A 20618-nucleotide genomic window follows, 5' to 3' on the forward strand; every position below is an offset into this window, starting at 1 on the left:
CCTCCTGTTTTTTCGCCTATGTCCATCATAGCAGACGAACGGCGAAAAAGGGAGGAAGGCGGGGAAGAAAAAAGGAGGACGAGCCATGTATTTTGTCGACCGAAACAAATTGGAAGAGCGGCTTCGCTGCATGGAGCAACTGATGGCGCACTACAAAGCGCAGCGCCACTGGGACGGCGCGCTTGAGCGGCTGGCGCTCGAGCGGATCGCTCATGTCCTCATCGAGGCGGTGCTCGATGTCGGCAACGCGATGATTGACGGCTTTATTATGCGCGACCCGGGGAGCTATAACGACATTATTGACATTTTGACTGACGAGCAGGTGATTTCGGCTGAGGACGGCGAGCGGCTGAAAGCGTTCATCGCCCACCGGAAAGCGCTCGTCCAAAACTATACGAACGTCGATCACGCGAAACTGCTCGCGGATTTGAACGAACAGCTGCCGGCGCTTGAGGCGTACCCGAAGGCGGTGCGCCATTACTTGGAAAGCGAGCTCGGCCCGGTGTCGGCGTTTGGCAGCGAATCGATGGACGGAAAGGAGACCGACAACCGTTGAAACGATACAAAGGCTATTTGCTTGACTTGGACGGGACAATGTACCGCGGCGCAGAATGCATCGCCGAGGCGCGCGAGTTTGTGAACGAGCTGCACCGCCGCAGCCTCCCGTATTTGTTTGTCACGAACAACTCGTCGCGCACGCCGGCGCAAGTGGCGGAAAAATTGCGCTCATTCGGCGTGCCGGCGGAAGAGAGGCATGTCTTCACAACAAGCCAGGCGACGGCGAACTACATTTTTGAGCGAAAGCCGGACGCGTCCGTTTATGTCATCGGCGAGGAAGGGATCCGCACCGCGTTGGCGGAAAAAGGGTTCCGCTTCGCTGGGGAGGACGCAGACGTGGTGGTCATCGGCATCGACCGCCAGCTGACGTACGAGAAGCTTGCCATCGCGTGCCTTGCCGTCCGCAACGGGGCGATGTTCATTTCGACAAACGGCGACATCGCCTTGCCGACCGAGCGCGGGCTGTTGCCGGGCAACGGCGCCATCACGTCCGTCGTCGCCGTTTCGACGCAAGTGAAGCCAACGTTTATCGGCAAGCCGGAAAACATCATTATGGAGCAGGCGCTTAAGGTGCTTGGCGTTCCAAAGGAAGATGTGTTGATGATCGGCGACTATTACGAGACGGATATTTTAGCCGGCATGAACGCGGGCATCGATACGCTGCTCGTCCATACGGGCGTCACGACGAAAGAGATGCTCGCCCGCTACGAACGGCAGCCGACCTATACGGCTGATTCGCTCCGCGAATGGATGGAGCGCCTGTAAAGCAAGAGGGGTGTCCCGAAAGGCTCGGGGCACCCTTTCTCATGACCGGGTGCAGCAACAAAGCCATCGATGCGAACCAACAAATCGTGTTTGGCTTGTGGGGTGCTGCTATTTCGTCTTTTGCATGGATGCTTCGCGCCGCCGCTCACTCGGCGTTGGCGGCCCGATGCGCCAGGCGGCTGGATGCCGCTGCGGCGATGGCGCCGACAATGTCGTCCAAAAACGTGTTGCATTTGCCGGTCGATTTATCATTTAAATATTGCAAAATGCCCGGTTTTTGCTTATCGATATATCCGTAGTTCGTAAACCCGATCGATCCGTACACATTGACGATTGACAGCGCCAAAATTTCGTCGACGCCATACAGCCCTTCATCGCGGCGGATGATCGACTGCAGCGGTTCATCGAGCCGACCGTCTTCGGCGAGTTTATCCAATTGGATGCCGGTTAGAATCGCATTTTGCACTTCGCGTTTCGAAATGACGCGGTTGACGTTTTTGATGCACTCCTCCATCGTTAAATCGGGATGATATTTTGATTGCAAGTAATAAACGAGCTCCGCAATTTTTTCCACGGTCACCCCCCGTTCCTCAAGCCATCGGCGGGCGGTTTGTTCAAGGTTGTTCATATCCGGTTTGGTCATGGTTTGTCACCCATTCTTTTGAAAAAGTCGTTTGTTATATATACGTTATCATGCCATGAATGTATCCTTCGTATAAAGAAAAATGCTCATCGGTTTTTTTGACGCCTGCTGTCATATATAAACAATAGCCGCCCTTGCCGCGGCTATGGGCCCGGGAATCAGCGCGCAAAAGTCCGTTCCCGTCCGGGCGGCATCGGGGCGGCGACGACATGGAGGGAGGAAGAATGCAAGCCAAAAAGACAAAGGAGGAGCGGACATGGAAACATGGGTATATGAGCAATATGACATGCGCGTCGGACGGATGGAACAGCGGGGAGCGTCTACGGTCGTTTGGCATAAACAAGAGCGGTTTCTCATCGTGCCGGCGGATGGGCGGAGCGAGGCGGAGCTGGAAGAGCGTCAGCAAATGAGCCGCTATTTGCGGGCGAAAGGGGTGGACGGCGTCGGGGAGCTGGTCAAAACGAAACATGGGACGTATATTGCCCCCTGCCAAGGCCAGCCGTTCGTCCTCCTCCGCGCGCCGCTTCCGGCCGCCCGCCTTCGTTCGCTCGGCCGCGAACTGGCGCTCATGCATGAATACGGGCGCTCTTGCCCGCTGCCGATCACATCCTGCCGGCGCATCGGCCAATGGCGCGAACTGTGGGCGAAGCGAATCGACCAAATGGAGGCGTTTTGGGCGAACATGATGGCAGCGGGGCCGGCATCGCCGTTTGACCGCCTGTTTCTTGAATCGTTCCCGTACTATTTAGGATTGGCGGAAAACGCCGTGCAATATGTGGCTGACACAGAGCTCGACGACGAACCGCTGCGCGTCGATTATGCGGCGTTTTGCCATGAGCGCCTGCCGCAAGCCGGCTGGGTCGAAGGAACGGAGGCGAAGCTGCCGCTCGATTGGGTGTACGACCATTGCGCCCGTGATTTGGCGGAATGGGTGCGCCATTTGTACCACAAGCGCGGGCTAGGCTGTCAACGGGCAGTGCGGCAGTTCTTCCAAGATTACGGGCATTTGGCGCCGCTGTCGTCGTTTGCCTGGCGGCTGGTTTATGCGCGCCTGCTGTTTCCGCTTCCGTATTTTGAATGCATCGAGGCGTATTATACGACGGCGGACCGCGAAGAGCAGGCGAGGCAGGAACGGGCGCTGCGGCAGTTGCTTGACGCATCGCGCGAGTATGAGCAGTTTTTGGCGTCATTTGCTGAGATCGCCGGCATCGCCAACCATATCCGGCTGCCGGCCGTTGAATGGCTGCCGCCGGCGCCATGAGGGGGAAGAAACTTCCCGTTTTTTCAGCTGAAGCAGGCCTGGGTGATTTTCCTTTTTATAGAAAGGAAACACCCTGTTTTTTTCAGCCGAAGCGGGTGTACGCTCGTTTCCATTCGAGGGGGAGGGGGAACGGGTTCGGGTGTTCAGCCGAAGCGAATGGGGGCCTGTTTTCTTTCCGTGACAGGGGGTCTTCGTTTTTGTCCGCAACGAACGAGTGCCGACTTTTCCGAACCACCGGAACGGACAACTTCCCGTTTTTTTTCAGCTGGAGTTGTGATAAGATTTAGAAAAAATGAGATGGAGGGCTGTTTCATGACGAAACCGTACGTCTTTGTGACGCGAAAGCTGCCGGAGGAGGTGATCGCCCCGCTCGCCGCCGTCGCCGAGGTCGGCATGTGGCCGCATGAGGACGTGGCTGTGCCGCACGAGGTGTTGGTGGAAGAGGCGAAAAAGGCGGCGGCCCTTTTGCCGATGGTGTCCGACCCGATCGACGAGGACGTGCTGGCGGCCGGTTCAGGGCTTAAAGTCGTCGCCAACATGGGCGTCGGCTATGACAACATTGACGTGCCGGCGGCAACGAAGCGCGGCGTTCTTGTGTGCAACACGCCGGATGTGCTGACCGATACGACGGCTGATTTGACGTTTGCTTTGCTGCTCGCCACTGCCCGCCGCCTTGTCGAAGCAGCCGAATTTTTGAAAGAAGGAAAATGGAAAAGCTGGAGCCCGTTTTTGCTGGCGGGCGCCGATGTCCATCATAAAACGATCGGCATCGTCGGCATGGGCAACATCGGGCAGGCGGTGGCGAAGCGGGCGAAAGGGTTTGACATGGATGTGTTGTATTACAACCGCTCGCGCCGTCCGGAGGCGGAAGAGAAGCTGGGCGCCGTCTACCGCCCGTTCGCCGATTTGCTTGCCGAGAGCGATTTTGTCGTCTGCTTGACGCCGCTGACCCGCGAGACGCGCCATTTGTTCAACCGCGAGGCGTTTCGGCAAATGAAAACATCGGCGATTTTCATTAATGCGGCGCGCGGCGCGGTCGTTGATGAACAGGCGCTTTATGAGGCGCTTGTCGCAGGGGAGATCGCCGCTGCCGGGCTCGATGTGTTTGAGAAAGAGCCGGTCGCCGCCGATCATCCGCTTCTGTCGCTTCCGAACGTTGTGGCGTTGCCGCATATCGGCAGCGCCACATACGAAACGCGGCGAGCAATGATGACGTTGGCGCGCGACAACATCATCGCTGTCTTGGAAGGCCGGTCGCCGTTGACCCCGGTGAACGAGCTGTCGTAAAACTTTTCATTGCCAAATGGCTGATCGTCTTTTATAATGTCTACTATAAAAATACAAATGTCTACTGTACGTAAACAGAAGGAGCGGGAATCATGGAAAAACCAATTTTGGTCGGATTGTTAGGACTAGGAACGGTCGGGAGCGGCGTGGTGAAAATTATCGAAAACCACCAGGAAAAATTGATGCACCAAGTCGGCTGTCCGGTGAAGGTGAAAAAAATCCTCGTCCGTGACGTACATAAGCCGCGCGATGTCGCCGTCGACCCCGCATTGTTGACGACAAGCGCCGCCGACGTGATCGACGATCCGGACATCAATGTCATCATCGAGGTGATGGGCGGCGTCGAGGAGACGAAAGAGTGGCTGTTGCGGGCGCTCCGCCAAGGGAAGCACGTGGTGACCGCGAACAAAGATTTAATGGCTGTCTACGGTTCAGAGCTGCTTCGGGTGGCGGCGGAGCACCGTTGCGATTTGTTTTATGAAGCGAGCGTCGCCGGCGGCATTCCGATTTTGCGCAGCCTGGTCGACGGCTTGGCGTCCGACCGGATCACCAAGCTCATGGGCATCGTGAACGGAACGACGAACTACATTTTGACGAAAATGTCGCAAAACGGCGCTTCGTATGAAGCCGTGCTGGCGGAAGCGCAGGCGCTCGGGTTCGCCGAGGCCGATCCGACGTCAGACGTGGAAGGGCTCGATGCGGCGCGAAAAATGGCGATTTTGGCCCGCCTCGGCTTTTCGATGGACATCGACCTGGACGATGTGCAAGTGAAAGGAATCACCGAAGTGACCGAGGAAGACTTGAACTACGGGAAGCGGCTTGGCTACACGATGAAATTGATCGGCATCGCCCAGCGCGACGGGCAGAAGGTCGAAGTGAGCGTCCAGCCGACGTTTTTGCCGGATTCGCACCCGCTTGCGTCGGTGCATAACGAATACAACGCCGTCTATGTGTATGGCGAAGCGGTCGGGGAGACGATGTTTTACGGGCCGGGGGCGGGCAGCCTGCCGACGGCGACAGCCGTTGTCTCCGATCTGGTCGCGGTGATGAAAAACATGCGCCTTGGCGTCAACGGCCATTCCGCGGTCGCCCCGCAATATGAAAAGCAATTGAAAGCGCCAGCGGAAATTTTCTCAAAATACTTTTTGCGCATTCATGTGAAAGACCAAGTCGGTGCATTTGCGAAAATTACGACGCTGTTTTCGCAGCGCGGGGTGAGCTTTGAGAAAATTTTGCAGCTGCCGCTGAAAGAAAACGGTCTGGCGGAAATCGTGATCGTGACGCATGACGCCTCGCAGCAAGACTACGAAGACATTTTGCAGCAGCTGGGCGATTTGGAAATCGTCGAGCGCGTCCAAAGTTCGTATCGGGTGGAAGGGGAGAAACGGTAATGGCATGGAACGGCCTGCTTGACGCCTATGGCGAGTTTTTGCCGCTCACGGCGGCGACGCCGAGGCTGTCACTTTGCGAAGGGAACACGCCGCTCATTCCGCTGCCGCGTCTGTCGGAAGAGCTTGGGATCACCTTGTATGTCAAGGTTGAAGGGGCGAACCCGACCGGTTCGTTTAAAGACCGCGGCATGGTGATGGCGGTGGCGAAAGCGAAAGAGGAAGGAAGCCATACGATCATTTGCGCGTCAACTGGCAACACGTCGGCGTCGGCGGCCGCCTATGCGGCGCGCGCCGGCATGCGTTGCCTCGTCGTTGTGCCGAACGGGAAAATCGCGCTTGGCAAACTGGCGCAAGCGGCGATGTACGGCGCGGAGATTTTCGCGATTGACGGCAACTTTGACGAGGCGCTGAAAATGGTGCGCCGCCTGAGCGAAACGGCGCCGATTACGCTTGTCAACTCGGTCAATCCGCACCGGATCGAAGGGCAGAAAACGGCGGCGTTCGAAGTGTGCGACCAGCTTGGCCGCGCCCCGGACGTGCTCGCCATTCCGGTCGGCAACGCCGGCAACATCACCGCCTATTGGAAAGGGTTTAAGGAGTACCATGCGGCCAAAGGGACCGGGCTGCCGCAAATGCGCGGCTTTGAAGCGGAAGGAGCGGCAGCGATCGTCCGCAACCGGGTGATTGAACAGCCGGAAACGGTGGCGACGGCGATCCGCATCGGCAATCCGGCGAGCTGGGAAAAAGCGGTCGAGGCCGCCAACGAATCGCGCGGAAAAATCGATGAGGTGAGCGATGCCGAAATTTTGGCCGCCTACAAGCGGCTCGCCCGGACGGAAGGCATTTTTGCCGAGCCGGCATCATGCGCGGCCATCGCCGGGGTTATCAAACAGCGCGAACGGAACGAAATCGAACGCGGCAGCCTCGTCGTGGCGGTTTTGACCGGCAACGGCTTGAAAGACCCGGCCATCGCCTTGGAGACGGCGGCGATTGAGCCGGTCGTGCTGCCGAATGATGAACGAGCTGTCTTGGAGCGTTTGCAAGGGGTTGTCCGCACATGAAAGAAGACGAGATGTTGAAAATCATCGTGCCGGGCAGCACGGCGAACTTAGGGCCCGGCTTTGACTCGGTCGGGCTCGCCGTCAACCGTTACTTGACGCTTGATGTTCGCTTGGCGGAAGCGTGGTCGTTTGCGCCCAAAACACCGGAAGTCAGCGGCATTCCGCGCGGGACGGACAATTTGGTGTACGAGGTGGCGGACAAGGTGGCGGACGCGCACGGCCGGCGGCTGCCGAGCTGCGCGGTCGATGTGTACAGCGACATTCCGTTTACGCGCGGGCTAGGCAGCAGCGCAGCGGCGGTCGTCGCCGGCGTGGAGCTCGCCGATGCGCTGCTCGAGCTAGGCCTGTCGCGCGAACAAAAGATGGAATGGGCGGCCCGCTATGAAGGGCATCCCGACAATGTCGGCGCCTCGCTGTACGGGGGGCTGGTCATCGGCTGCTGCCGCGAAGCGGGGGTGGATGTCGTCCGTGTGCCGGAATTTGATGTGGAGATCGTCGCCATTATCCCCGGTTATGAACTGGAAACGAAAAAAGCGCGCGGACAGCTGCCGGCCCAATGGCCGCGGGCGCGCGCCGTCGAGGCAAGCGCCGTCAGCAACGTCCTTGTCGCCGCCTTGCTCACGAAAAACTGGAAGCTCGCCGGCCGGATGATGGCGGCCGATTTGTTCCACCAGCCGTACCGGAAACCGCTCGTTCCGGAGCTGGCGCGGGCCGAGGCGCTTGCCGAGGAATACGGAGCGATCGGCGCGGCGCTGAGCGGGGCGGGGCCGACAGTGCTCGTCTTTGCCGAACCGGGTCAAGGAGAGCGGCTGGCGCACCAGCTGCGCCCGCATTTTCCGACGTGCGACATCGCGCGTCTTTCCGTCGAGCCGCGCGGCAGCCGCGTCTACAAGCTGGCGCTTGAAGCTTGACCGCCAGCGGCAGTCCGGTTTTCGGGGTCGTCCGGAAGCGGACGGTGTCCGCCCGCCGGCGACAAAAAAATCCGAACAGCGGTCGCTGTTCGGATTTTTCATTAAAACACTTGTTCCACTTCAACGACGCCCGGCACTTCTTCAAACAAGGCGCGTTCGATCCCCGCTTTCAGCGTGATCGTCGAGCTCGGGCAGCTGCCGCATGCGCCAAGGAGACGGAGTTTGACAACGCCGTCTTCGACATCGACAAGTTCGCAGTCGCCGCCGTCGCGAAGCAGGAACGGACGGAGTTTATCTAAAACTTCTTGTACTTGTTCTTTGATTTCTTGATCCGTCATTTTCATCGACTCCTTTCCCTATTTTTTATTATAATCATGGTAGCGGAAAAAATCTAATGATAAATTTTGTTTTCGCAAAGGGTGACAACGATGACATTCAAGCCGGTTGAAATTTGTGTGTACGGGGCCGACATCATTTGTCCGTCGTGCGTGCAGCTGCCGTCGTCGAAGGAAACGTATGAGTGGCTCGAGGCCGCGCTGCGCCGCAAATATCCCGACCAGCCGTTTGTGATGACGTACGTCGACATTTTCGCGCCGCCCGCTGACGATGAGGCAAAGCGGAAACTGGCGCAGACGATCGTTGAGGAAGATTGGGTGTACCCGGTCGTGGTCGTGGAAGGGGAAGTCGTGGCCGAAGGCAATCCGCGGCTGAAGTCGATTTATGCGGAAATGGAGAAATACGGCTACCGCTCATCGTAAGCGGCAGGTGAACGCCATCTAAAGAGGAGGCGGGGAGTCCCCCGCCGCTTTTGTTGGCGTGAATGAACAGGAAGCCAAAGCGGCCGCCTGCGCAGCAGGTTAATACCCATGATGGTACTTGTACATCCACAAAATGCCCGACTTTAACAGGCGCGGCACGCGTCCGGTGAGCGGGCGGTCCGCGACGAGGCCGAAGCCGTGTTTTTTGCCGAGTGAGCCGAGAATGCCTTTCAGCTTGATCGGCGGGAATTCGCTCGGCGGCTCTTCGCCGTTCCACCGTTTTTGCAGCACTTGGACGATTTGCTCCGCCTGCGCTTCGGCGAGCTGGGCGCTTGGCGAATGCGGCAGGCTTGCACAGTCGCCGACGACGTAGGCGTTTTCATAGCCGGGGATGTGATGCTGCTTCGTCAAGACGACGCGGCCTTGTTTATCTTTTTCAACGTTCAGTGCGCGGACGACGCGGTTCGGCTGAATGCCGGCCGTCCAGACGATGACATCGCACGCGACCGGCTCGTCATGATTGTACAGGACGCCCGGCTCGACTTTTGTGACGTTCGAATGGCGGACGATTTCCACTTGATGATCGATGAACCAGCCTTCCACATAATCGCTTAGCCGCTTTGGGAACATCGGCAAAATGCGTTCGCCGCGGTCAAACAGCTTAATGTGCAAGTCGGGGCGGCTTTCCGCCAGTTCGCTCGCCAGCTCGACGCCGCTCAACCCCGCACCGACGACGCCGACCGTCGCTTTTGGCGGCAAGTTGTTCAGCGCCTCATACGCGGCGCGCGCTTTGTCGATCGACTGAATGCTGTACGTGTAGACGTCAGCGCCCGGCACCCCGTGGTATTTGTCTTCGCAGCCGAGCCCGATGACGAGGTCGTCATAACGGACATCGCTTCCGTCGCCGAGGAAGACGAGCTGGTTGTCCAAATCGATCGCGGTGACTTCGCCGAACTGGTAGGTCAGTTGCGGATGCTCCGGAAACGGGACACGAATATGATGATCGCTGATCGTCCCTGCGGCCAAGGCATAATATTCCGTTTTTAAACAATGGTATGGAACGCGGTCAATGAGGATAATATGAATGTCGTTCGGCAATGCATCCGGGAGGAGGCGCTGCAAAATGCGCATATTGCCGTATCCTCCACCAAGCAGTACAAGTTGTCTCATGTCAAAAAATCCCCTTTTGTTCAGTTTCGTAAGCCGCCAATGCCATAAAAAAGTATAGCGAAATTGTGACAAAAGAACAACAATTTTTCTGGACGGCCGCCTCGGAGGCGCATAAGCTGACAAACCGCATCGTTTGGCGCTGAGAGCGCTCAACCGAAGCGGCATGGCGGCTTCCCTGTCGGCGGTCGGCGTCGTGCGTTCAGCGTCATGCCGTCGCTTGCCCCTTTTCTCAACTTGAGAAACCTTGCGCCAGCGCTTTTGATTTTCTCAAACTGGAGGGACGCTCTTTTTCCGCGCCCTTCTCGTGAGCATGTCCGTTGACGCCGCGCCGCAAAACGGCTACGATGGGAAGCAGGAAGGTGAACAGGCGATGATTTTGCCGATCATAGAATTTTGCATCAGCAACTTGGCGAGCGGGTCGTACAAAGCGATGGAAATGCTTGAAAAAGACCCGAATTTGGACATCATCGAATACAGCTGCTTAAGCTATTGCACGCGTTGTGCGGAAACGTTGTTTGCGCTCGTCAACGGCGAATTTGTCAGCGGCGAGACGCCGGAGCAGCTGGTGGAAAATATTTATAAACATTTGGAAGAAAATCCGATGTTTTGACTGAAAAAAGGAGGATGCCTGCAAGCGGCATCCTCTTCAATGTATATGAAAAAACGGGGGATATTCCCATTTTGTCCACACAAAGGATTTACTATACGCAAAAGGTGAAAAATTTTTCGGGAGGGCATATCGTGCGATCGTTTTCGTTTACGAAAATGCATGGGTTAGGAAATAGTTATATTTACGTCGATTTGTTTCGGGAAACGTTGCCGGAAGACGAGTTGCCGGCGATCGCCCGCCGCGTGTCGGATGTCAACACCGGCATCGGTTCGGATGGCTTGATCCTCATTTGCCCGTCCGATGAGGCGCCGGTGAAAATGCGCATCTTTAACAGCGACGGCTCGGAAGGGAAAAACTGCGGGAACGGCTTGCGTTGCGTGGCAAAATATGCGTATGAGCACGGCCTCGTCCGCGGCCGCTCGTTTTTGATTGAAACGCTCTCCGGGCTTGTCGAGGCGGAAGTCGCTGTCCAAAACGGCAAGGTAGCGAGCGTGACCGTCGATATGGGCGAACCGCGCCTCGCGCGGAGCGCTATTCCGATGGCCGGGCCGGAAGCGGCGCAGGTGGTCGCCGAGCCGTTTGTGGTAAACGGGCGCGAATATACGATTACCGCCGTTTCGATGGGAAACCCGCACGTCATTTTTTATGTCGAGGACATTGACGAAGCGCCGGTGACGACGCTCGGCCCGCTTGTCGAGAAAGATCCGCGCTTTCCGGAAGGGGTGAACGTCGAGTTTGTCGAAGTCGTCAATGAACGCGAGCTTCATTTCCGCGTCTGGGAGCGCGGCTCCGGCGTGACGCAGGCGTGTGGAACCGGAGCGTGCGCGGCCGTCGTCGCTTCGGTGTTGAACGGCAAAACGGCGCGCGGAGTGGAAACGGTCGTCCATTTGGCCGGCGGCGATTTGCGCATCGTCTGGGGGCATGACGGGCGTGTGCGCATGACCGGGCCGGCGGAGACGGTGTGCACTGGCGTGTATTTTTACGAAAGCGGGCAGAACGGTTGAGCACCCGGATGGGAAAGCGGTATACTATAAGCAAAGAGGAAAAAGGGGCAAAACGAGACCGGTTGGAAAGACGAGAACATGGAAAGGAGAGAGTCCAATGGCGGAAGCGATCGTGACGCTGACCGAAGCGGCGGCGTTTCAAATTAAGGACATGATGAAGGAGCAGGAAGAAGAGCACGCCTACCTGCGCGTCGGCGTCCATGGCGGCGGCTGCAGCGGGCTGTCGTACGGCATGGGCTTTGAGCACGAGCGGCGCGATGATGATATTGAATTCGAACAGCACGGGATTAAAATTTTGGTCGACCGCGACAGTGCCCCGATTTTGCGCGGCACGGTCATCGACTACAAGCAGTCTTTGCTTGGCGGCGGGTTTACGATCAACAACCCAAACGCCATCGCAACATGCGGCTGCGGCTCGTCGTTCCGCACCGCAACGAACGCCGGCACGCCGGAGCAATGTTAGCCGAATGGCATGAAATGCGCTGTTCAACGTATCAATCGTCCCCGGCGCACCGGGGCAATGCCGAGTGAACGGCTGAAGCCGCCCGTCGCCGGAGGCCGTTTCCAGACGGCCGTCAAAGGAAGGGGGAGCGCCGATGAAAGGGCAGTTGAATTTGTTGCTGGCGCTCGTGTTGGCGCTTGTCATCGCCCTTATGGCAGTGGCCAATGTCGAGCAAGTGACGATCCATTATTTGGCCGGTGAAACCCGCCTGCCGCTCATTGTCGTCATTTTCGGGTCGGCGATTGTTGGCGGTCTCGTTGTCGGCATGCTTGGTTGGGTGCGCTTGTTCAGCTTGCAGCGGCGGTTGAAGGCGGCGGAAAAGAAAAATGAGGAACTGGCAGCGCTTTTGGAGCAAACAGAGCGGCTGGATACGGCGGCCGCGAAAGAATAGCGCAATGAAAAACGCGCCCTGCTGCGACCGGGCGGCGGTTTCCGCCCGATTTGGCAGGGCGCGTTTTTTTTGCGTCAAACATTCTGGTTCCGTCGGGCTGTTGTTTTGGCAAGTACTGTTTTTCGTTCGTGTTATAGGCGAATCCGTTTCGGCGGTCGCCGCTTTTTTGCCGCTTAAAAGAGCGACGTGGAGTGCGCCGGCTGCATCCGCGCCGTCGGGTCGATGTACGTTTTGGCGCTGCTGATGGCGATCGGCGCTTCGCCAAAGCCGCAGGCGATCAGCTTGATTTTCCCGTCGTACGTGCAAATGTCGCCCGCCGCATACACGCCGGGGATGTTCGTTTCCATCCGCGAGTTGACTTTGATCGCATTTTTTTCGATGTCAAGCCCCCAGTTTTTGATGGGGCCAAGCGAAGAAATAAAGCCGTAGTTGACAATGACGGCGTCGACATCGATCGTTTCTTTCGTTCCTTCTTTCACATGCTCGAGGACGACCTGGCGGATGCCTTGGTCATCGCCGATGAGCTCGACCGGCACAAACGGCGTTTTCACGTGCACGCTTGACTTCATCAACTGTTCGACGCTATGTTCATGGGCGCGGAATTTGTCACGGCGATGCACAATCATGACGCTTTCGGCGATCGGTTCGAGCATGAGCGACCAGTCGACGGCCGAATCGCCGCCGCCGCAGACGAGCACGCGCTTTCCGGAAAACTGCCCCAAGTCGTTGATGAAGTAATGTAAGTTTTTTCCTTCATAGCGGGAAGCGCTTTCGATTTCGAGCCGACGCGGCTGAAAGGCGCCGTTTCCGGCGGTGATGATGATCGTTTTCGAATAATGGATTTGTTGATTGGTGACGAGTTTAAACGTTCCGTCCCCCTGCTTTTCGAGCGTGTCGACCGACTCGTTCAGGCAGACGGTCGGCGAAAATAGGTCCATCTGCTCTTTCAGCTGGTTGACAAGCTCTTGGGCGCGCACTTTCGGAAACCCGGCGACATCGTATATGTATTTTTCCGGATACAACGCAGCCAGCTGCCCTCCAAGCTGCGGAAGGCTTTCGATAATTTTCACTTTCATTTGCCGCAAGCCGCCGTAAAACGCGGCAAACATCCCGGTCGGCCCGCCGCCGATGATCGTGACGTCATAAAGATTCCGATCCTCTTTCACCGACATTCCTCCCCGCATATAAATAAATAAGGGCATTACAAGTTTATCTTACCATAAATGCGCGCCGTTATAACGGCGAATTTTTGCCGGGCCGGCGGAAAAAAAGGGCTTGAAAAGAGGAAAAAAAAGAACTAATATGGTTGTGGATAGATTGTTAATTTTTTGTGACAATCTGTCAACATTTTTTTGAAGGTTAACGTGAATACTTTCACAAACTTCGCTCAATAAAAATGGGGGCCGCAGCAAAAACTATCAGAAACGTGTGGAAAAAAATTAAAAAGGGTGGAAGTGATTCAAGTGAGAAAACCAAACGTTGTCATTTTAGGGGCTGGCTATGGCGGGCTCATGACGACCGTCCGCCTGCAAAAACTTGTCGGGGTGAACGAGGCGAACATTACGCTTGTCAACAAACACGACTACCATTATGAAACGACATGGCTCCATGAAGCGTCGGCTGGCACGTTGCACCATGACCGCGTCCGCTATCCGATCCGCGACGTCATTGATCGCAGCAAGGTGAAATTCGTCCAAGATACGGTGACGAAAATCGTGCCGGGCGAAAAGAAAGTGCTGCTTGAAAATGGCGAGCTGACGTACGATTATCTCGTCATCGCCCTCGGATTCGAATCGGAGACGTTCGGCATCAAAGGGCTGAAAGAGTACGCGTTCTCGATCGCCAACATCAACGCGGCGCGGCAAATCCGCGAGCATATCGAGTACCAGTTTGCGACGTACAACACGGAAGAGGAAAAGAAAGACGAGCGGCTGACGATCGTGGTCGGCGGGGCCGGGTTCACCGGCATCGAGTTTTTGGGCGAGCTCGTCAACCGCATTCCGGAGCTGTGCCGCGAATATGATGTCGATCCGCACAAAGTGCGCATCATTTGCGTCGAAGCGGCGCCGACCGCGCTGCCGGGCTTCGATCCGGAGCTTGTCGAATACGCGGTGAGCCAGCTCGAGCGCAAAGGAGTGGAGTTTAAAATCGGCACCGCCATTAAAGAGTGCACGCCGGATGGCATCATTGTCGCGAAAGGTGATGATGTCGAGGAAATTAAAGCCGGCACGGTCATTTGGGCGGCCGGCGTGCGCGGCAGCCGCGTCATCGAGGAATCTGGGTTTGAAGCGGCGCGGGCGCGCATTAAAGTGGACCCGTACTTGCGTGTCCCGGGGCATGAAGACATTTTCGTCGTCGGCGACTGTTCGCTCGTCATTGATGAAGAAACGAACCGCCCGTATCCGCCGACGGCGCAAATCGCCATGCAAGAAGGCCAGCTGTGCGCGAAAAACTTGGCGGTGCTCATCCGTGGACAAGGGGAGCTGGAGCCGTTTAAGCCGGATATTAAAGGGACGGTTTGCTCGCTCGGCCATGACGATGCGATCGGCGTTGTGTTCGGCAAAAAGTTGTGGGGAACGAAAGCGAGCTTCATGAAAAAAGTCGTCGACAACCGCGCTTTGTATTTGATCGGCGGCGTATCGCTCGTCATGAAAAAAGGGAAATTCAAGTTTTTCTGATGAAGGCCAAAAGAGGGCGCTCCCATCGCCAGGGGCGCCTTTTCTCATGGATGTTTCCGTTCGGGCCGGCTCTTTTTTATATGGCGGCTGACAGGGAACGGCTGCTTTCTTGTCGAAATACAAACAGGGACAACGATGGGAAAAGGATGAGGATGATGGACCACAAACGCGGAAACGTATGGATTGCCTCGGCCGGGCTTGTGATCAACGAAGCGGGCGAATGGCTTGTCGTCAAGAAAGCCTACAGCGGGCTGAAAGGCAAATGGTCGCTGCCGGCTGGATTCGTCAAGCCGGGGGAGATGCTTGACGAGGCGGCCGTCCGCGAAGTGAAAGAGGAGACGGGAATCGACGCCGAGCCGGTCGCGTTTCTCGGTTTGCGCACCGGGGTCATCGACGGAGAGATCAGCGACAATTTGGCGATGTTTCTTCTCCGCCCATTGTCGGACGCCATTACCGTGCAGGCGGGCGAATTGTCGGCCGCTGCTTTTTTAAGCAAGGCGGCGCTCCGCGACGACCCGGACACGTCCGGGCTGCTTCGCTATTTATTGGCGCTTGAGCCGCTCGTCTCCCTTCCCCCGCATAACGGGCTGAACCCGGGTGATCCGTTTGGGTACACGAAGTACCGCCTTTACTTAAAATCGTCAAAATCATAAGAATAATGGAGAAAATGAAAGCGAGGCGCTGATGTATTCGCTTACATGAACGAAAACAGAGAAGAATCGCCGTTTGTTTTTACAGAAAATTTTGATATATTAACAAAAAAGAAGTGGAGGGGAAGAAGAATGGCACAAACGGCGACGACCACCGATTGCGTGTACTGCGGTGGCCACGGATACGTCCAGCTTTTGCTCGGCGGATCGGAAACGTGCTGCGGCTGCCAAGGGACGGGAAGCGAGACGGAAGACGACGATGAGCATTGACTTGTCATCCGCCCATCCAGTACACTGAAAAAGGGTGTAAGGGAGGGAAGGGCGGATGCAAATGAGTTTGCCGGTTGTACTCATTTCGATGCTTTTATTTTTCGTCTTATTTTTCGGCATCGGATTTTTGTTAAATATGTTGTTGCGCATGACATGGATCATGGCTGTTTGCTTTCCGGTCATTGCGGTGTTCATTATTGACGACGTGCCATGGACGCAGTATTGGACCGATCCGGCCGCCTCGTTTTCGGCGCTCGGCCGGAAAATCGCCTCGCTGGCAACGGCTGATTTGTTGATTTTGGCGAGCGGCTTTGCCGGCGCCCTTTGCGCCGGCTGGGCGATCCGCACGCTGCGGGCGAAAGGCTATCAAATGTTCTAAGACATTTCGGATCGATCATGCTGCCCGATCGGTTGTATTTTTCGCGAAAGGGTATCAAAGGTGTTCAGGCGTCTCCGCGCAAGCGGGGGCGTTTTTTATTTTTGCGCGCCACCGTGTCTGCGGCGGCGTTTTTTCATGTTGCGGCGATGCCGGAGGGCGCCGCGGAACAGGCGCTTGGAGTCCGGTGTCATGCGTTTTTTCGATTGGCCTGCCGTTGCAATGAATATTTCGATTTTGGTTGGAGATAAATAGAGGTGTGAGAGGAGTTGAGATCATTGGATAGGTTCAGGCAGTTTGCACGCCGGACCGCGATGACGGTGTTGTTTTTCCTGGCGCTCACCGCGACGTTCCAGTCTGTTTCCGGAGTCGAGGCGGAAACGGTTCTCCGCTCCTTGTCGAGCGCATTATTGGTCGAGCATGAGCCGAGTGGCGGGACAAACGGCCGCCCGAAAAGCGGCAGTCGCTCCGCCCCGCGGCTTGAGGATCAGTTTGACTGGTCAAAATATCCTTCCGTTGAAGTGGTCGCCACCGGCTATACAGCCGGCATTGAATCGACCGGGAAAACGCCCGATCATCCGGAGTATGGCATTACGTACTCCGGCGTGCGCGTGAAGCGCGATCTTTACTCGACGATCGCCGCCGATTTGTCCATCTTTCCGATCGGCACGATTTTGTTCATCCCCGGGTACGGGTTCGGCGTTGTGGCCGACAAAGGCGGGGCGATCAAAGGCCATCGCATTGACTTATATTATGAAACGGTCGAAGATGTCTATAAATATTGGGGAAAAAGGAAAGTGCAAGTTTACGTTATCCAAAAAGGGGATGGCAAGCTGTCGGAGGAAGAATTGACGCGGTTGAACGAGGATGAAACGATGCAAGTGTTCCGGCAGCAATATTTGGAATCGAAAAGCTGAAAAAGGGCTCCCGCCCGTCAGCGGCCAAGAAGCGGGTCGCTGCCGTCAGCGGGAGGAAACAGCGCCGGATGCAAAAGCGGCGCCAATTTTTTTAATCCGACTAAAAGGCGCGGCGACGGCCGGCAATAGAGCGCTTCTTCCAACACGTGGATGCGCCCGGCACGGACCGCCTCAGTCTTGTCGGCGTGCGGGCGCGCGATAACGGCGTTGGCGTTCATGTTTTTCGTCTGCACGCCGACCCAAACGAGCAGCACGTGCGACGGGTTGCGGGCGACGACGTCTTCCCATTCCGTCTGGACGCTCGCTTCTGGAAGGTCGGCGAACACGTTGCGCCCGCCGGCGAGTTCGCTTAGTTCGCTCAGCCAGTTTGCCCCGCCCGGCGTGAAAATCGGCCGCGGCCACCATTCCCAATAGAGGCGGGCCGGCTCCGCCACCGTTGCGGCCCGCTCGCGGTATTCGCTGAGAAATGCGCGGTAGCGGCGGACGAGGTCGGCCGCTTTTTTCGTTTCGCCAAGCGCCTCGCCGAGCTGAAGGAGATCGTTGGCGATGTCCTCAAGTGAATTCGGCGCCAGGACAAGGTGCGGGAGCCCGCGCCGTTTGAGTTCCTCGACGTTGCGCTCCATGCCGGGCACGCTTAAAGAGGCGACGACCAGGTCAGGCTTGAGCGACTCGACGCGGTCCATATCAATGTGCAAATCCGGCCCGACGTTTGGCAGCTGCTTCACCTCGGGCGGCCAGTCGGACGAATCGTCGACGGCGACGACATCGCCAAGGCGGCCGAGATAGGCAAGCAGTTCGGTGTTGCTTGGACAAAGGGAAACGATTCTCATCAGCGTCGGTCCTTTCTAAATCATCGTGATGATTACGGATTCGCCTTGCCCTGCGTGATTTCCTGTCCGTTTCAGCTGATTTTTTTGCATGAACGCAAGGAGAGAAAAGTTAGATAGTCGAAAGAATCGCTTTGCTTCGCTATAATGAAGGTGGGAATGAATCAACATGGAAAGGGATGAGACGATGTTTACGGTAAAACCTTTGCCGTCTGTCGAAACGAACGAGGAAGCGTTGGTCATCGGCTTGTTTGAAGGGGGGCAGCCGTTTGCCGGCCTTGCCGGCGAGTATGACGCCCGCCTTGGCGGACAGCTGTCCGGACTGTGGAAGGAAGGCGACATTTCCGCGAAACGGGGGCGCATCGCCACCGTTCATCCATTTTTGCCGATGGGGGCGAAGCGGCTGTATTTCGTCGGTCTCGGCAAAAAAGAAGAGTTGACGTTTGAGCGGCTGCGCGAGGTGTTCGGCAAGCTGTTTCGCGCGTTGAAGCAGGCGAAGCGGACGAAAGCGGCGGTCGCGCTGGACACGTTTACGGCCGGGGACGTCGACGAAAACGAAGCCGCGCATGCGCTTGCCGAAGCGTATTATTTGGCGACGTATGAGTTCCCGGGATACAAGCAAAACAGGCGAGAGCGGGACTATGAGATGAAATCGCTCACCGTTTATACGGGGGCGGACGCAGCGGACATCGAGGCGAGCTTGTTCGTCGGTTCGGTGTACGGGAAGGCGACGAACTCGGCGCGCACGCTCGTCAACACGCCGGGGAATTTGCTGACGGCGTCCGATTTGGCGGATTATGCCGTAAAGCTCGCTGACCGATACGATTTTGACTATGAAATTTTGGAGAAAGAAGACATGGAGCGGCTCGGCATGGGAGCGCTGCTCGCGGTCAACCAAGGGTCGAAGCAGCCGCCGAAATTGATCGTGTTGAAATATCAAGGGAAAGAAAAATGGGAAGACGTGATCGCCCTCGTCGGCAAAGGGGTGACGTTCGACACAGGCGGCTACTGCCTGAAGCCGCGCGACAGCATGGTTGATATGAAAACGGATATGGCCGGCGCGGCGGCGGTGCTCGGGGCGATGGAAGCGATCGGCGAACTGCGGCCGGAACAAAACGTGCTCGCCGTCATCCCGGCGACTGACAATATGATCAGCGGCGAGGCGTTCAAACCGGATGATGTCATCACATCGCTGTCCGGAAAAACGATCGAAGTCCGCAACACGGACGCTGAAGGACGGCTCATTTTAGCCGATGCGGTGACTTATGCGAAACAGCACGGCGCCAGCTATATCATCGATGTCGCCACGCTGACAGGCGGAGTGATCGTCGCCCTTGGCACGGACAAAACAGGGGCGATGACGAACAACGAGGCGCTGTTTGAGCAGCTGCTGGAAGCATCGATGGAAACCGGGGAGTTCATTTGGCGGCTGCCGATCACCGAACACGACCGCGAGCGGGTGCGAAGCAGCAAAATCGCCGATTTGAACAACTCTCCGGGGCGCGAAGGGCACGTCATTATGGGCGGGGCGTTTATTGGCGAGTTTGCCGAAGACACCCCGTGGGTGCATTTGGACATTGCCGGCACGGCGACTGCAAAGAAAGATGGCGACCTCGGCCCGGCTGGGGCGACGGGGGTCATGGTGCGGACGCTCACCGCGTTTGTTGAACGGTTTGAATAAGCAAGACGCAAGCGGCGCTGCGATCGCCTAATTCAAGCAGGACGGGCTGAGCCGGCGGCCGCGCGATGTCGAATGGGAAAGCCGAAGCAAATGTGCATAGCTTCGGCTTTTGTTTGGCACGCTACATAATACATGGGCAGGAAAAGCGAACAAAATGTAAAGGTAATGTAAATTTCGTGTAAAATTTTTGATTGTCTTATTGTAAATGCTGTGTAAATTGCTACAATAAGTAGCGGTGATTTTCGATTTCTGAGATGGAGGGTGGCCTCAATGATCTTTTCCCCAAAAAAGGACGTTTTCTTCGACATGTTGTTTACGATTTCGGAAAATGTCAAGGAAGCAGCCCAATACTTTGTTGAGTATAAAATCCGAGGCGTGAGCGACTTGAAAGAATTCGCCCGCGTCATGAAAGAGTATGAACGGAAAGGCGATTCGTTCATCCATGAGCTTGTCGTCCAATTGAACAAAACGTTCATTACGCCGATTGAACGGGAGGACATCCATCAGCTGGCGATGAAAATGGATGATGTGCTTGATGGGTTTGAACAATGCTCCGCCCGGTTTGAAATGTTCTCATTCACGGACATTGACGAACATATGGTGAAGTTCTTCGACTATATTTACCAAAGCACGATCGAAATCGTTCATGCGCTCGAACTGCTGTCGCACAAAAAGTTGCTTGACATGCGCCAGCACGCCATTAAAATCAAGGATTACGAAACGAAATGCGACGAAATTTTGCGCGCTTCGATCAAAAACTTGTTTGTGACGCAAAAAGACCCGATTAAGCTCATCCAATACAAAGAGCTTTACGAAATGTTGGAAGAGATTGCTGACAGCTGTGAAGATGTCGCGAATACGCTCGAGACGATCATTATGCGCAACGCGTAAAAGGGGACGTTGTTTT

Annotated in this window: 24 protein-coding genes; 19 read left to right on the plus strand and 5 right to left on the minus strand. The window is 56.4% G+C overall.

Translation table 11 applies throughout. The features are described from left to right. Window positions 1-85: 85 nt before the first annotated feature. Together ETC02_RS04140 and ETC02_RS04145 are read left to right on the plus strand one after the other, a co-directional pair. Window positions 86-556, plus strand: coding sequence for a DUF86 domain-containing protein (locus ETC02_RS04140; RefSeq protein WP_044742720.1), 471 nt, complete (start codon window positions 86-88; stop codon window positions 554-556). Beyond that, window positions 553-1323 (plus strand): TIGR01457 family HAD-type hydrolase, encoded by a 771-nt coding sequence (locus ETC02_RS04145; protein ID WP_033010393.1) that lies wholly within the window; start codon window positions 553-555, stop codon window positions 1321-1323. Before ETC02_RS04140 ends, ETC02_RS04145 begins: the two co-directional genes overlap by 4 nt. Before the next feature lie 145 nt (window positions 1324-1468). Here the strand turns inward: ETC02_RS04145 and ETC02_RS04150 are convergent, their stop codons facing one another. Next, window positions 1469-1966, minus strand: a complete 498-nt coding sequence (locus tag ETC02_RS04150) for a phosphatidylglycerophosphatase A family protein (RefSeq protein WP_050367758.1) — start codon at window positions 1964-1966, stop codon at window positions 1469-1471. A 256-nt stretch (window positions 1967-2222) separates the two neighbouring features. Between ETC02_RS04150 and yutH the strand changes: the two genes are divergently transcribed. The 5 genes from yutH (at window position 2223) to thrB (ending at window position 7877) form a co-directional block, all read left to right on the plus strand. Then, entirely contained in the window at window positions 2223-3227 is a 1005-nt protein-coding gene (gene yutH / locus ETC02_RS04155) for a spore coat putative kinase YutH (protein WP_033010395.1), read from the plus strand. A gap of 312 nt (window positions 3228-3539) precedes the next feature. Then, window positions 3540-4514, plus strand: coding sequence for a 2-hydroxyacid dehydrogenase (locus ETC02_RS04160; RefSeq protein WP_033010396.1), 975 nt, complete (start codon window positions 3540-3542; stop codon window positions 4512-4514). 92 nt (window positions 4515-4606) lie between these two features. Beyond that, window positions 4607-5905, plus strand: a complete 1299-nt coding sequence (locus ETC02_RS04165) for a homoserine dehydrogenase (RefSeq protein ID WP_044742721.1) — start codon at window positions 4607-4609, stop codon at window positions 5903-5905. Further along, complete coding sequence (gene thrC / locus ETC02_RS04170) at window positions 5905-6966, plus strand: threonine synthase (RefSeq protein ID WP_033010398.1); 1062 nt, start codon at window positions 5905-5907, stop codon at window positions 6964-6966. Before ETC02_RS04165 ends, thrC begins: the two co-directional genes overlap by 1 nt. After that, window positions 6963-7877: a homoserine kinase gene (gene thrB, locus ETC02_RS04175; RefSeq protein WP_033010401.1), complete on the plus strand. Its 915-nt coding sequence runs from the start codon at window positions 6963-6965 to the stop codon at window positions 7875-7877. The genes thrC and thrB overlap by 4 nt, the downstream gene beginning before the upstream one ends. 101 nt (window positions 7878-7978) lie before the next feature. Here thrB and ETC02_RS04180 read toward each other — a convergent pair whose 3' ends face one another. Further along, on the minus strand, window positions 7979-8221 hold the full coding sequence (locus ETC02_RS04180; protein ID WP_225995604.1) for a NifU family protein: 243 nt from the start codon (window positions 8219-8221) through the stop codon (window positions 7979-7981). An 84-nt stretch (window positions 8222-8305) separates the two neighbouring features. Between ETC02_RS04180 and ETC02_RS04185 the strand changes: the two genes are divergently transcribed. After that, window positions 8306-8635: a DUF1462 family protein gene (locus ETC02_RS04185; protein ID WP_033010402.1), complete on the plus strand. Its 330-nt coding sequence runs from the start codon at window positions 8306-8308 to the stop codon at window positions 8633-8635. Window positions 8636-8734: 99 nt separating this feature from the next. Here ETC02_RS04185 and ETC02_RS04190 read toward each other — a convergent pair whose 3' ends face one another. Then, window positions 8735-9805, minus strand: a complete 1071-nt coding sequence (locus ETC02_RS04190; protein WP_047818939.1) for an NAD(P)/FAD-dependent oxidoreductase — start codon at window positions 9803-9805, stop codon at window positions 8735-8737. Between the two features lie 370 nt (window positions 9806-10175). Between ETC02_RS04190 and ETC02_RS04195 the strand changes: the two genes are divergently transcribed. The 4 genes from ETC02_RS04195 (at window position 10176) to ETC02_RS04210 (ending at window position 12312) form a co-directional block, all read left to right on the plus strand. Continuing rightward, window positions 10176-10415, plus strand: a complete 240-nt coding sequence (locus ETC02_RS04195) for a YuzB family protein (RefSeq protein WP_050368722.1) — start codon at window positions 10176-10178, stop codon at window positions 10413-10415. A gap of 131 nt (window positions 10416-10546) precedes the next feature. Continuing rightward, complete coding sequence (gene dapF, locus ETC02_RS04200) at window positions 10547-11419, plus strand: diaminopimelate epimerase (protein WP_080985697.1); 873 nt, start codon at window positions 10547-10549, stop codon at window positions 11417-11419. 97 nt (window positions 11420-11516) lie between these two features. Then, on the plus strand, window positions 11517-11882 hold the full coding sequence (locus ETC02_RS04205) for a HesB/IscA family protein (RefSeq protein WP_033010406.1): 366 nt from the start codon (window positions 11517-11519) through the stop codon (window positions 11880-11882). A 133-nt stretch (window positions 11883-12015) separates the two neighbouring features. Continuing rightward, window positions 12016-12312 carry a LapA family protein gene (locus ETC02_RS04210; protein ID WP_033010407.1) on the plus strand — a complete coding sequence of 99 codons (297 nt, stop codon included), beginning with the start codon at window positions 12016-12018 and terminating at the stop codon, window positions 12310-12312. A gap of 173 nt (window positions 12313-12485) precedes the next feature. Here the strand turns inward: ETC02_RS04210 and ETC02_RS04215 are convergent, their stop codons facing one another. After that, window positions 12486-13484: an NAD(P)/FAD-dependent oxidoreductase gene (locus ETC02_RS04215; protein ID WP_171698081.1), complete on the minus strand. Its 999-nt coding sequence runs from the start codon at window positions 13482-13484 to the stop codon at window positions 12486-12488. Window positions 13485-13766: 282 nt separating this feature from the next. Between ETC02_RS04215 and ETC02_RS04220 the strand changes: the two genes are divergently transcribed. The 5 genes from ETC02_RS04220 to ETC02_RS04240 all read left to right on the plus strand — a co-directional run bounded on the left by ETC02_RS04220 (window position 13767) and on the right by ETC02_RS04240 (window position 17203). Further along, window positions 13767-14990, plus strand: a complete 1224-nt coding sequence (locus ETC02_RS04220; RefSeq protein ID WP_050367756.1) for an NAD(P)/FAD-dependent oxidoreductase — start codon at window positions 13767-13769, stop codon at window positions 14988-14990. A 155-nt stretch (window positions 14991-15145) separates the two neighbouring features. Beyond that, window positions 15146-15643: an NUDIX domain-containing protein gene (locus ETC02_RS04225; protein WP_050368721.1), complete on the plus strand. Its 498-nt coding sequence runs from the start codon at window positions 15146-15148 to the stop codon at window positions 15641-15643. 129 nt (window positions 15644-15772) lie between these two features. Beyond that, complete coding sequence (locus ETC02_RS04230) at window positions 15773-15910, plus strand: YuiA family protein (protein WP_160315650.1); 138 nt, start codon at window positions 15773-15775, stop codon at window positions 15908-15910. A gap of 55 nt (window positions 15911-15965) precedes the next feature. After that, on the plus strand, window positions 15966-16289 hold the full coding sequence (locus tag ETC02_RS04235) for a YuiB family protein (RefSeq protein ID WP_050367755.1): 324 nt from the start codon (window positions 15966-15968) through the stop codon (window positions 16287-16289). Between the two features lie 275 nt (window positions 16290-16564). Further along, window positions 16565-17203, plus strand: a complete 639-nt coding sequence (locus ETC02_RS04240) for a 3D domain-containing protein (RefSeq protein ID WP_305847205.1) — start codon at window positions 16565-16567, stop codon at window positions 17201-17203. A gap of 17 nt (window positions 17204-17220) precedes the next feature. On the opposite strand, the gene ETC02_RS04245 is transcribed toward ETC02_RS04240, so the two are convergent. After that, window positions 17221-18033: a cobalamin-binding protein gene (locus tag ETC02_RS04245; protein ID WP_050367753.1), complete on the minus strand. Its 813-nt coding sequence runs from the start codon at window positions 18031-18033 to the stop codon at window positions 17221-17223. Between the two features lie 184 nt (window positions 18034-18217). On the opposite strand from ETC02_RS04245, the gene ETC02_RS04250 reads away from it, so the two are divergent. Continuing rightward, on the plus strand, window positions 18218-19711 hold the full coding sequence (locus tag ETC02_RS04250) for a leucyl aminopeptidase (protein ID WP_050368720.1): 1494 nt from the start codon (window positions 18218-18220) through the stop codon (window positions 19709-19711). A 270-nt stretch (window positions 19712-19981) separates the two neighbouring features. Beyond that, window positions 19982-20602 carry a DUF47 domain-containing protein gene (locus ETC02_RS04255; protein WP_033006732.1) on the plus strand — a complete coding sequence of 207 codons (621 nt, stop codon included), beginning with the start codon at window positions 19982-19984 and terminating at the stop codon, window positions 20600-20602. The last annotated feature ends 16 nt before the right edge of the window (window positions 20603-20618 follow it).

The organism is Geobacillus sp. DSP4a (assembly GCF_013096875.1).
GTDB lineage: Bacteria > Bacillota > Bacilli > Bacillales > Anoxybacillaceae > Geobacillus > Geobacillus thermophilus.